Origin of the sequence: Pseudoalteromonas ostreae, from assembly GCF_018069805.1 — a bacterium.
Taxonomy (GTDB): Bacteria; Pseudomonadota; Gammaproteobacteria; order Enterobacterales; family Alteromonadaceae; genus Pseudoalteromonas; species Pseudoalteromonas ostreae.
This window is the reverse complement of record NZ_JAGPYN010000007.1, coordinates 170,019-182,487: the sequence shown is the minus strand read 5'-3', so window position 1 is coordinate 182,487 and position 12,469 is coordinate 170,019. Positions and strand designations below refer to the sequence as shown.

11 protein-coding genes are annotated in these 12,469 nt (G+C 41.6%); 6 read left to right on the top strand and 5 right to left on the bottom strand.

Annotated elements, in window-relative coordinates:
* Window position 1: 1 nt before the first annotated feature.
* A complete protein-coding gene (locus J7338_RS07780; RefSeq protein ID WP_210796515.1) occupies window positions 2–2,476 on the bottom strand; it encodes a VolA/Pla-1 family phospholipase in 2,475 nt (824 codons plus the stop codon).
* A 250-nt stretch (window positions 2,477–2,726) separates the two neighbouring features.
* Here J7338_RS07780 and J7338_RS07775 point away from each other — a divergent pair, with 250 nt between their 5' ends.
* A complete protein-coding gene (locus J7338_RS07775) occupies window positions 2,727–3,473 on the top strand; it encodes a YciK family oxidoreductase (protein ID WP_210796533.1) in 747 nt (248 codons plus the stop codon).
* Window positions 3,474–3,695: 222 nt separating this feature from the next.
* Here the strand turns inward: J7338_RS07775 and rluB are convergent, their stop codons facing one another.
* The 3 genes from rluB to J7338_RS07760 all read right to left on the bottom strand — a co-directional run bounded on the left by rluB (window position 3,696) and on the right by J7338_RS07760 (window position 5,752).
* The gene (gene rluB / locus J7338_RS07770; protein ID WP_145233749.1) at window positions 3,696–4,565 is read right to left on the bottom strand and encodes a 23S rRNA pseudouridine(2605) synthase RluB; all 870 of its coding nucleotides are present in this window, start codon (window positions 4,563–4,565) and stop codon (window positions 3,696–3,698) included.
* Entirely contained in the window at window positions 4,562–5,152 is a 591-nt protein-coding gene (gene scpB, locus J7338_RS07765; protein WP_210796532.1) for an SMC-Scp complex subunit ScpB, read from the bottom strand. The genes rluB and scpB overlap by 4 nt, the downstream gene beginning before the upstream one ends.
* Window positions 5,153–5,320: 168 nt before the next feature.
* Window positions 5,321–5,752: an exonuclease III gene (locus J7338_RS07760; protein ID WP_210796514.1), complete on the bottom strand. Its 432-nt coding sequence runs from the start codon at window positions 5,750–5,752 to the stop codon at window positions 5,321–5,323.
* 249 nt (window positions 5,753–6,001) lie between these two features.
* Here J7338_RS07760 and xthA point away from each other — a divergent pair, with 249 nt between their 5' ends.
* Genes xthA through rlmA form a run of 3 tightly spaced genes read left to right on the top strand, consistent with a single transcriptional unit; the run spans window position 6,002 to window position 8,294 of the window.
* Complete coding sequence (xthA, locus tag J7338_RS07755) at window positions 6,002–6,808, top strand: exodeoxyribonuclease III (protein WP_210796513.1); 807 nt, start codon at window positions 6,002–6,004, stop codon at window positions 6,806–6,808.
* A 29-nt stretch (window positions 6,809–6,837) separates the two neighbouring features.
* Window positions 6,838–7,485, top strand: a complete 648-nt coding sequence (locus tag J7338_RS07750) for an energy-coupling factor ABC transporter permease (protein WP_210796531.1) — start codon at window positions 6,838–6,840, stop codon at window positions 7,483–7,485.
* A complete protein-coding gene (rlmA, locus tag J7338_RS07745; RefSeq protein WP_210796512.1) occupies window positions 7,482–8,294 on the top strand; it encodes a 23S rRNA (guanine(745)-N(1))-methyltransferase in 813 nt (270 codons plus the stop codon). The genes J7338_RS07750 and rlmA overlap by 4 nt, the downstream gene beginning before the upstream one ends.
* On the opposite strand, the gene yfbV is transcribed toward rlmA, so the two are convergent.
* Entirely contained in the window at window positions 8,275–8,721 is a 447-nt protein-coding gene (yfbV, locus tag J7338_RS07740) for a terminus macrodomain insulation protein YfbV (protein ID WP_145234096.1), read from the bottom strand. The genes rlmA and yfbV overlap by 20 nt on opposite strands.
* 318 nt (window positions 8,722–9,039) lie before the next feature.
* On the opposite strand from yfbV, the gene J7338_RS07735 reads away from it, so the two are divergent.
* Window positions 9,040–10,251, top strand: a complete 1,212-nt coding sequence (locus tag J7338_RS07735) for an acetate kinase (RefSeq protein ID WP_210796511.1) — start codon at window positions 9,040–9,042, stop codon at window positions 10,249–10,251.
* A 2-nt stretch (window positions 10,252–10,253) separates the two neighbouring features.
* Window positions 10,254–12,404, top strand: a complete 2,151-nt coding sequence (gene pta / locus J7338_RS07730) for a phosphate acetyltransferase (RefSeq protein ID WP_210796510.1) — start codon at window positions 10,254–10,256, stop codon at window positions 12,402–12,404.
* Window positions 12,405–12,469 lie beyond the last annotated feature (65 nt).

Here is a 12,469-nt window from a genome sequence, read left to right as displayed (position 1 = left end):
GTTAGTCAGTGACAATCTCAGTATTTTGAATAGATAACGCTCTCCCTCGGGTGACCAAATAAGTCGCAATCTGTAATTGCATTTCAGTTGTCGTGGCTGCGCTTTCTTCAGCCGTTGCACCTGCATCAGGATCTGGGCTAAGCACTGAGCTGTGATGCCCTTTGGTAAATTTAACTAAATAGCTCATACCATCCTCAGTAGGCGTTTGCGTCTGGGTTACTGTCGTTAAGCCCATTAAGTTAGCAAGAGGCAGTGAGCCTGCAATTGGGTTATTTGCAGTCATTGGTGGGATCACTTGATCTGGTTTATTGCCATTAGCTTCACCATCACCTACAACCACATTCATATAAACAGGTGTGCCAAGCGCTTTTATAGCTGATGCATAGTTTGTTGGATCGCCGCTATCAAGAGCCGTCTGTGCTGCAAATGAGAACTGACTCAAAATACCTTGAATCTTAGCAAGCTTAGTCATTTCACCAGCTGCCTTTAACGAAGTGTAATATTCGCCATAACCACATGAAATACTCTCGTTCGTTGGCGCTGCTTCACCACAGTTTGATACAGCAGGACCCTCTCTATAAGTTTGAAACTCAGCTGATTCAGACGTCCCAGCTGATAGCAATACAGAGCCTTGCACAAATGGGCCAAAACTCGCCGATTCTAATAAAAAGCTAGCTATCCCACCACCACCGCTAGCGAGTGCGACACTATTGATTTTAAACAAGCCATCAACTTGGCTATCAAAAGGTGCATTTGCTTGAGCAACAAAAGCAGGAGCAACTACTGAGCCAAGTGAATGGCCGATAAACACTACGTCAGAGGTGTTGAGTGATGTATCATCAACAAAATTGAGGCCTAGACGCAATGCTAGTAAATCAGCCGCAGACTGCCTTAAATTGTCACGCGCAACGAGTAATGATTGCAAGTTCATGTACGCAAGTACAGATCCCTCCCCTTTAGTCGCATTAAAGTCGTCTTTACCATCCTCATCCACGTCAATGCCACGCTCACCATGCACAGGGTGATCTATGGCAACCGTTGCAAAACCTTGAATCGCTAAACTAGCCGTTAACGCCAGCATGTGCTCTTTTTTTGAAGTAATGCCATGTTGCATAATAACAACAGGCCAACCACCCGCTGGCATTTCAAGTGCCGGCATACCAAGAGTTTGTGTCCTGATAGCGTTTATCACAGGCAGAATAGGTTTTGTTATCTGTACAGGCACTTCTTGCAGGCTTTGCATTTTAGGGAGCGGGTTATATTTCGTTAAGTGACGAGTAATGTCAATTTTTGGGTAATCGTGTAGCTTTCCTTCACTTAAACCTTGGCAGAGCTGCTCATATGGACCAATACCAAACATTGTTGGATCAATTTCATCTTCTTTTCCTGCGTCGCGCAGTGCTTGATCCGCTGCTTGCTGATTAAGTACGGCAACAGGGCTTGAACACATGCCTTGCCAGTATGTATCAGCCAACTTTGAAATTTCTTTCCCTTCTGGTTGAGATAAATACATAGCCAGTGTCACACTGCCTCTTTGGTACTGCACCCCATTAAATGCTGGTGACACATTAGTTATGTCAGGATCACTAAGAAGCACTTCAGCTACTGTCAGCATATCCTGCTCTGGTATTTGTACCTGTGGTTTTGGCAAAGCTGGATTTTGTAAGCTCGCTGCTAGTAACTTTTTAATTGTTCCAAGTACCGGACCTACCGACTGAATCGTCATCGCTCCACTAAAAATAATATCATCTTTACTAATAGTGCCACCTGACGTGACCACATTTTCATAGCTATTAACCACTCCTTGTAAGGCTAATTGGCTCTCAGTGATCAGCGGAGTTTCTCCACTCACTAAACCATACGTTGATGATGGCTTAATGGAACGCCCTAATGAGTCTTTAAGCTCAGTTGTCAGCACATTTATATACGAGCTGCCAGCTTTAAACGGTTTTAATGGAATAATAGCAACCGCATTGCCACTTGCTTTAGTGATGAAATCAACCCCAAAGGTTAATTCACCTAATAATTTACATCCGGCTCCTGCTGGTACGGCTGCGCAATCTGCATCCGTTAAGCTAGCGCCCATAACAACTTCAAAAATACGAACAGATCCCAGCGCACCAGCCGAACTTTCATCAAGGCTAACATTCGCAGGAAAGGTAAGATCTACTTTATAAGGAACTTGGCTAGACCAGCCATCCAGTGCACCTAATGCAAAGCTAGGATTTGCGTATTCTGCACGTGTAATTGACACCCCATTGCCATCAAGTTCTTTAGGAATGTTTAGAGTGCCATCTTTTGTACCACTCATTAATAAGTCATTTGGTACTGAAATAACCCCATTTGCAGGGTCAAACTTCACCGTAGCAGCAGGTATAACCGGTGGTGTATCATTTTTAACATCTTCTAATGTTTCACCGCCGCCACAACCAGCTAGTGCAGCTGTAATTGCAAGTGAGAGTAGCATTTTTTTCATATTGTTTGCTCCGCACGTAATCTTTTTTTTATGTGTGTTGATAAATAAGTGTAGCTAATTATGTTACTAATTCTTTTAAATTTTCTCGTAATATTTAGTTAAAATAATGTAATTAGCTTATTAATAAGACATTAGACCAGTTAAAGTTAACGTAAAGTTTCAAGTTTCGCCACCTTATTTTGCAATAAATTCGATAACTTGGTGTTTTGCTATGTTAAAATTAACCAAATTGACTTTTTGGACCTTTATTATGCAAACCTATAAAGCGGCTGACAATGCCCTACAAGACAAAGTGATCTTAGTAACTGGTGCAGGTGACGGCATTGGCCGTGTTGCAGCTATAACTTATGCAAAACATGGCGCAACAGTTATTTTATTGGGTAAAACCACCAGCAAACTTGAAGCCGTATACGATGAAATCATTGCTATTGGCGGCCCAAAACCTGCGATTGTACCGATGGACTTAAAAGGTGCAAGCAAACAAAACTTTCGTGATTTAGGCGCTACCATTGAACAGCAATTTGGTAAACTAGATGGCTTGCTCAATAATGCAGGAATAATTGGCTCACTGGGCCCACTTGAGCATTTTTGTTCATCAACGTTTGATAACATCATGAAAGTGAATGTTACCGCTCAAGCGATGATCACAAAATATATGTTTCCAGTTTTACGTAAATCTCCAAGTGCTGCAATTATTTTCACCTCTTCAGGGGTTGGTCGCCAAGGCCGTGAGTTTTGGGGCGCGTATGCCATTTCAAAATTTGCCGTTGAAGGAATGATGCAAACATGGGCATGTGAAGTAGGTAAAACGAATATCCGGATAAATTGTATTAATCCCGGCGCTACCCACACAGCGATGCGTGCCAGTGTCTATCCAGGTGAAGATCGCGATAAACTAGCCTGCCCTGAAGACTTAATGCCAACTTATTTATACTTAATGAGTGATGATTCAAAAGACGTCAATGGTCAATCATTAGACGCGCAAACAAAAAAATAATACCTGTCGTGTTAAGTTACTGACCATTTATAGCGACAGATAAATACAGTGATAACAAGGCAGGAATTTTGACATGTAGTTGTTCTACATAAAAAATCACTAACGCAGTTAGCACTTTATTTAGCCCGCTAGAATGGTTAAATATTTAAGTCGATTGGTATAAACCAAGTACTAAACATAAAAAAGCCGCTAATTAGCGGCTTTTTTAATGCAAGGCAGATATTAACGGCGTTTAGTTTGTTTAACACGATTATTATGTTTTTTGACTGCTTTGCGAATTTGATTAATTTTAGCGCGTTTATCTTTGCGTTTTTCAGGCATAACAGATAATTTTGTTTGCGTTTCACGGCCAAGCTTAACTGTTTTACGTAAGTAATTTACAGTCTCTAAATCTAGCTCAGCCCAACCACCTTGTGGTAGACGTTTATCGAGCTCTAACTTACCATAACGAATACGAATAAGGCGAGAAACCTCAACATCTTGAGATTGCCATAAACGACGTACTTCACGGTTACGCCCTTCAGTCAGCGTTACATTATACCAGCGGTTAATACCTTCACCGCCCAGTGGTTTAATAGTAAGAAATTTTGCCATACCATCTTCAAGCTCAACTCCTTTGGTTAAATTTTTGATGGTTTCTGCTGTTACTTCACCAAATACACGTGCTGAATATTCACGCTCGACTTCGTAACTTGGATGCATTAAGCGGTTTGCAAGCTCACCATCATTGGTGAACAACATTAAACCTGCGGTATTTATATCTAAACGACCAACAGCAATCCAACGTTCACCATCAACGCGGGGCAGGCGGTCAAATACTGTTCTACGTCCTTCAGGGTCTTTACGTGTACATAACTCACCTTCAGGTTTGTTATACATAACAACACGACAGATACGTTCAGCTTTTTCTTCAATTTTTACTGTATGGCCATCAACACGGATCTGGTCGGTTTCTTCAACACGATCACCCAGCTTTGCTACTTTACCATTAACACTGACACGATTTGCATCAATGTATTTTTCCATCTCACGTCGCGAGCCTACGCCCGCTCTTGCTAAGACTTTTTGTAACTTTTCACCTTGTATACTCATTCGGATAGTTCTCTCACAGAAGGATCACTCAATAACTGGTCAATTTTACTTTGCTGCTGTTTTGGCAGTGGCGGTAAATTATCTAAACCTGTTAACGAAAAATAATCTAAAAATTGTTTGGTTGTGGCATATAAAGCGGGCCTACCTGGCACCTCTTTATGACCAACAACATGTATCCACTCACGCTCGAGCAGACTTTTAATAATAGTTGAGCCTACGGTCACTCCACGTACTTGCTCTATCTCGCCCCGAGTTATCGGCTGACGATAAGCAATAAGCGAAAGAGTTTCTAATAGTGCACGGGAATATTTCGGCGCCCGTTCTTGCCAAAGGTTATTTAACCAAGGGGCTAAGCTCGCACACGCCTGAAATCTAAATCCACTACCCACTTCAACTAAGCGAATACCACGGGTTTGATAATGAATTTGGATCTGTTCAATCGCGAGGTTAATACGTGCCATAGACACACTTAACTCAGTTAATACGGTGTCTTTTAAATGCCGTTTACTGATTGGTTTTCCCGCAACAAAAATCGTCGCCTCAATGATCTCAACAAGTTGCTCATCACTGATCCGTTTCGTAGCCATTTTTGTAGCAGATTTTGTCACCATAGGCACCAAGACGTTGCGGTATATTCAACACGCTATTATGCCAGATCAATACAAAGGTTGGAAAAGTTATTCTTTAAAAATGTAAAATAGCAGCGATTTAAGCGCTGCTATTAAAAATAAACTAACTAGTGTGTTACATTTTAATCAAATTGTCGCACCTTGATAGCGTTTCACAAACTCAGTAACCACTTCACCATTGCATTTCAATGAGTTTAAGTTTGCTATTTTTTCTTTCACTGGAGCCAAACCTTGCTTCAATGCTGTCATACATAACTGTGTTTCTACATGTGAATTTTTAGCAAACACTTCAATTACTTTTTCTTGGCGAACTTCATCATCCACTTTTTTAGCAATATCACGAATATCATCACCATTGCACAAAATACTTTTTGAATAACGCGATAAATACACCCCGTGCTGAGCTGCAACTTTGCGTGCTGCAGTAAATCCTTCGTTAGCACTGATTGAGCATAATTTAGATTCAATTTTGTGATCAGCATTATAATAATGTGCTGCACTAGCAGTCTCAGAGAAAGCAGTCGCTGCGACGAATAATGCTAATAATTGTAGTTTCATGATTTACCTTTAAGTGGAGTTATATTATGAGTGATTTTTGCGCATTATATAGACCGAAGTTTATGGATCAACTGGATTATCTATTTAATTTTTCATTTAAAAAAGCGTTAACAATGTTTGATCAAAATTCATGCCTTATTCAACAATTGAGCGATTTTATTATTATAAATAAGCACATGTACCACACGTAAATTGATGATAGAATTTGCCATAGTTTGCAAAAAAACAACTCTAACTTAAGGTCTAGCCATGAAAGTAATTTCATTTAACATTAATGGGCTGCGAGCTCGTCTGCACCAATTACAAGCAATCATTGATAAACATCAGCCTGATATTATCGGCTTGCAAGAAATAAAAGTACATGATGAAGCTTTCCCACTCGAAGACGTTCAAAAGATGGGTTACCACGTTTATTTTCATGGTCAAAAAGCGCATTATGGTGTAGCTATGTTATGCAAAACTGAACCTAAGTCTGTGGTTAAAGGATTCGCAACAGATACTGATGAATCGCAAAAGCGTATGATCAGCGTCACTGTTAACCAAGAAAATGGCCGTGATCTAACCGTAATGAATGGTTATTTTCCACAAGGCGATAACATTACTCATGAAACAAAGTTTCCGTACAAGCGACAGTTCTACCGCGATCTAATGACTCACTTACAAAGCCACCACAGTAACGACGAGGATGTCATTGTCATGGGCGACATCAATATTTCTCCTACTGATCTTGATATTGGCATTGGTGAGGTTAACCGCAAGCGTTGGTTAAAAACTGGCAAATGTTCATTCCAACCTGAAGAGCGTCAATGGCTTGCAACCTTGCTAGATTGGGGCTTTACAGACACCTTTCGTGAACTTCACCCAGACACAAGCGAGCAGTACTCTTGGTTTGATTATCGCTCTCGCGGCTTTGATGATAATCGTGGTCTACGCATTGACGTTGTCCTAGCGACTCCATCTTTGGCTGCTCGTTGTATTGACGCGGGAATTGACTATGAATTACGTGGTATTGAAAAGCCATCAGATCATGCGCCAATATGGTCAACCTTTAGTTAACGCTAATGGATAAGCTAACGACAATCCCGATAATAAGCATTGAACTTCAGGCAATTACCTGGCTTGTTATCGGCTATATTTTTTGGTCGAGTGTCAATAAGTCACACTACCAACATTTAATAACCACGCCGGCCCGTCAAACAGGCCTATTTGTCTGTGCGTTAGCATTTGCCTTATTGTGGCGAATTAAAGCCGGCATATTACCCGGTCTTGAACTGCATATTTTAGGTGTAACTGCCATAACGCTTATTTTAGGCTGGCGCTTTGCATTATTGAGCGCCACCTTAGCCAGCCTGCTGTTAACGGCTTTTAATCAAATAAGCATTGCGCAATTACCTATCCACTTATTGTTAACCGCTTACTTACCCATTTTAGTCAGTTATGGGGTATTTATACTGTGTTATAACCTATTACCACGGCATTTTTTCATTTACATTTTTGTATGCACTTTTATTTGCGCCGCTTTCGTCGCCTGCTTTAAGATTATCACTATTAGCTTATTTTATTATTTAACCGGCAATTACAATTGGTTTGAATTAAGTGAAAATTATCTCTATTTATGTGTCATTATTTGCTTTCCTGAAGCGATGTTAAACGGCATGGCTATTACCCTATTGATCATCTATCGCCCACATTGGGTAAAAACATTTTATGATAAGGATTACCTAGACTCATGAGTCTCGATTACCAATGCCCGCTCTGTCAGCAGTCACTTGAATTACAGGCCAAAGTGCTAAAGTGTATTAACAACCATAGCTTTGACACTGCAAAAGAAGGCTATGTGAATTTATTACCTGTGCAACAAAAGAACTCTAAGCAACCTGGTGATAATCTTGACATGGTACAAGCAAGACGTGCTTTTTTAAGCACTGGGCACTACCAGTTTTTACAACATGCCGTTGCACAGCGAGTTGCTCTGCAAGTACCACAACAGGTAATTGATTTAGGGTGCGGGGAAGGTTTTTATACTCATGCGATTGCCAATGCATGTACAGCACACGTATATGGCGTCGATATATCAAAATCAGCGGTTAAATATGCTGCAAAGCGATACAGTAACTGTAATTTTAGCGTTGCATCAATCAGCCAAGCTCCATTTAGTGATGGCTCAGCAGATGTATTAGTGAGTATTTTTGCCCCATTATTTGATGCTGAATTGGCTCGATTAGCAAAAGTAGACGCTACATTGGTAGTTGCAAGCCCTGGCCCTTGGCATTTAAAAGAACTCAAGCACTATATTTATCGAGACGTCAATGCGCATACACCGATTGCTGCGCCTGAAGGGTTTGAGCTTATAGAGCAAACATTGTTAGAACAACAGATAAGTTTGCCATTTAAAGATGTGAAGAACTTGATCACTATGACTCCCTTTGCTTGGAAGTTTCGCCCTGAACATTGGCAACAACTAGAACAACAAGGTGAGCAAGTTGTCACCCTGTCATTTTATGTTAGTCAATTTAAACGTGTTACAGATTCTCTCGGGTAAACGCGCGGTCCATTTTATCAAACATATCATTGAGTAAATGGGCCAACTCCGCATAACGTGGTTTGTCTTTTGGAACATGCCCTTGGTAGCCATTGGCTACCATTTTCGTATGGAGCTCTTTATACCAATGCTCCATGGCAGGCTCAAGGACAGTATCTGCACGCTTGCCTAACCACAGCAATCCCTGTAGCGGTAGAGATAAAAAAAACAACGCGATAGCCACTGCTTGCGGTAAAAAACTGCTGCCTAAATAATTAATTTGCATAAATAAAGTGAGCATTGCCAAAATCGGCATTACTGTAATTGCCAGCTCGGTGGCTTTGATCACTCTAAACTCCGTGAACAGAGGCGCTAATTCTTTACGCATAGGCCATTTTTTTGCATATTCACGACCAGTTTGGACTTGTGACATCACACTTTTTTGCATCATGACTCCTAGGTGTCGCTGGTGTATTTATTAATGTTACCTCAATGAGTGTATCATATTCACGGTAACATTCCTGTGTAAAATCCCTTCCACCTTTTTCGTCCAAAACGTGTTTTTGATCATGGTTTAAACTTACCTTAAAACAATTAATGAGTTAAAATAAGTGCACGTTAAGTCAACTAGACTTTAGTATAGTCATTACAGATATCCATAGCAATTTATCGACCAATGACTCTTTTACTTTAATCACTATGCTCGAGTACTTGGTTATATAACAACTAAGCTTAATGCGCAATTGTCAAAAAATGGGATCCTGTTATGTCTTCGCAATCATCACCTCATCATGTTCTTGTACTGAACTGTGGAAGTTCGAGTTTAAAATTCGCTATTTTAAATGCCACCACATCTGAAGAAATCATTTCAGGTCTTGCTGAACGCCTAGGCTCATCGTCGCCATCTGTGAAATACAAATACCTTGGCAAAAAACAACTGATTGAACTTGCGCCTAATCAAGCTCACAGTGCAGCAATCGATACCTTAGTTAGCCTTATTAACGAACACCATTTAGCTGAAAACCTTATTGCAGTCGGTCATCGCGTGGTTCACGGTGGCGAGCACTTTACCAAATCGGTACTGATTGACGACAATGTAATTAAAGGCATTACCCAAGCCGCTACGCTTGCGCCATTACATGGGCACGCTAATTTATTAGGCATTGCTGCGGCGCAAGCATCATTCAAGGGATTACCGCAAATTGCTGTGTTTGATACCGCGTTTCATCAAACCATGGGCAATGTTGCCTATTTATATGCCCTTCCTTATAAACTTTATACTGATTATGGTGTTAGACGTTACGGCTTTCATGGTACCAGCCATTATTATGTTGCAGGTCAAACAGCAGCCCTTTTAAACCAGCCTATTGAGCAAAGTAATTTTATCAGCGCCCACTTAGGAAATGGCTGCTCTGTGTGTGCGATTAAAAATGGCAAAAGTGTTGATACCAGCATGGGCTTAACCCCACTAGAAGGCTTAATGATGGGCACCCGCAGCGGAGATATTGATCCGGGTTTATTTAACTTTTTAACCACCCAACTTAACTACGATGCACAACAAATTGATGACTTATTAAACCAGCAAAGCGGCTTACTAGGTATCAGTGAACTTTCTAATGACTGTCGCACAATAGAAGAAGCTGCTGTCGCAGGAAATGAAAAAGCCATTTTAGCATTGGAGATGTTTTGTTATCGTTTAGCAAAACAAATAGCCGCATTTATGGTGCCATTACAACGCCTTGATGCGTTAATTTTTACCGGTGGTATTGGTGAAAACTCCGATATTATTCGTGATAAAGTAATTACTCAGCTGAGCTATCTTGGCCTTGATTGCGACCGTACAGCTAACCTTGCAGCCCTATTTGGCACACAAGGTATTATCAGCAGTCATAATGCAAAAACTAAAGCAGTAGTAATGCCAACAAACGAAGAGTGGGTCATTGCTCTTGATGCCGCCTCAATTGCACAGGAGTTATAATTATGGCACGTCGAATTATGCTAGTACCTATCTCTACTGGGGTTGGTTTAACATCGGTCTCGGTCGGGTTAGTACGTGCATTAGAACAAAAAGCGGTCAAAGTTAATTTTTTCAAGCCCATAGCCCAGCCTCGCTCAGGTGAAACTGGCCCTGAAAAATCAACACAAATTGTCACCCAAGGCTCGCCCATTACACCACCTACTCCCTTTGCACTAAATTATGCAGAGCAAATGATCGGGGATGGTAAAGGTGATGATTTACTTGAAGAAATTGTTGAGCGGTTTGAAAATGCCATAGGCAACGATGTAGTCGCTATTATCGAAGGTATGGTCCCTACTCGCCGCCAACCTTATGCAGGTAGAGTTAACCGCGAAATAGCACAAACTCTCGGCGCTGACATTGTGTTTGTACTCACTCCTGGTAATGACAGTAACGATCAAATTGAAGACCGCTTAGAAATTGCAGCCGGTTATTATGGCAGTGTTGACCATGCCCGCGTATTAGGCTGTATTTTTAATAAAGTGAATGCACCACTGGATGATGAAGGCAGAGCACGCGCCGATCTCGTGGAAGCACATAAACCCGACGAGCTTGACAATGAGCTCAATCGCTTAGCATCTTTACCTATTTTTAGAAAACACCCGTTTATGTTACTTGGCTCGATCCCATGGGATTTTGAGCTGGTTGCGCCGCGCGTTAAAGATTTATGTGCGTATTTAAAAGCTGATGTGATCAACGACGGTGATATGGCTCACCGTCGTCTACGCCGAGTAACATTTTGTGCCAGAACTGTGTCCAATATCTTAAATCATTTTACCCCAGGCGCACTGCTGGTGACCCCAGGCGATCGTTCAGATGTGTTAGTTGCGGCCTGTTTATCAGCCATGAATGGCACTAAATTAGGAGCTATCTTATTAACGGGTGGTTTTAAACCTGAGCCACGGATCATGACCTTGTGCGAACAAGCGATGGCCACCGGCCTGCCAATCCTCAGTACAGATGCTGACACCTGGCGTACTTCATTGCTACTACATAACTTTAATATGGAAGTACCGTGCGATGACGTACAACGAATTGATAAAGTAAAGCATCATAATGCCAGCCATATTGATTCCGACTGGTTGGATACACTTGCTAAAAGTGTCGGTAAAACCCGTAAAATGTCGCCTCCAGCATTTCGTTATTTGCTTACGGATAAAGCCCGTCAAGCGGCAAAAACGGTGGTGTTACCTGAAGGCAATGAGCCTCGAACAATAAAAGCCGCCGCTATTTGCGGTCAACGTGGTATTGCGAAGACCATTCTATTGGGCGATCGAGAAGAAATTGAACGTATCGCTATACAACAAGGTGTTGAGCTAAACGAAAATGTAACCATTATCGAACCTCAGGATGTGATCAACGACTATGTTGCGTCTATGGTTGAAATTCGTAAAAGCAAAGGCCTAACTGAAGTGGTTGCCCTTGAACAGCTCCAAGACAACGTTGTGCTTGGCACTATGATGTTAGAGCGTGGTCAAGTCGATGGTCTGGTCTCGGGTGCAGTAAATACAACCGCCAACACCATTCGTCCGCCGCTGCAATTAATAAAAACAGCACCAGGGTCATCATTAGTATCGTCGGTGTTTTTTATGTTGCTGCCTGATCAAGTACTGGTATACGGGGATTGTGCCATTAATCCTGATCCAACCGCTGAGCAATTAGCCGATATTGCCATTCAATCTGCAGACTCAGCCGCCGCATTTGGTATTGAGCCACGAGTAGCGATGATAAGCTACAGCACTGGCACGTCAGGCACTGGGGCTGATGTAGAAAAAGTCCGTCTGGCAACAACGTTAGCGCAACAAAAACGCCCTGATCTGATCATCGATGGCCCATTACAATATGATGCAGCGATTATGGAAAATGTCGCACTTAAAAAAGCACCAAATAGCCCAGTGGCTGGTAAAGCGACGGTGTTTATATTTCCAGACTTAAATACCGGTAATACCACGTATAAAGCGGTACAACGAAGTGCTGATTTGATAAGTATCGGCCCAATGTTGCAAGGTATGCGAAAACCCGTCAATGACTTAAGCCGTGGTGCTTTGGTTGATGATATTGTCTATACCATTGCGCTTACTGCTATCCAAGCGGCACAAGCCGAAAATATTTAACACCCTGGGTAAAGTGATTGCATTATGATCACTTTACCCTGTGCATTTCTTTAGCTAATGAAAAT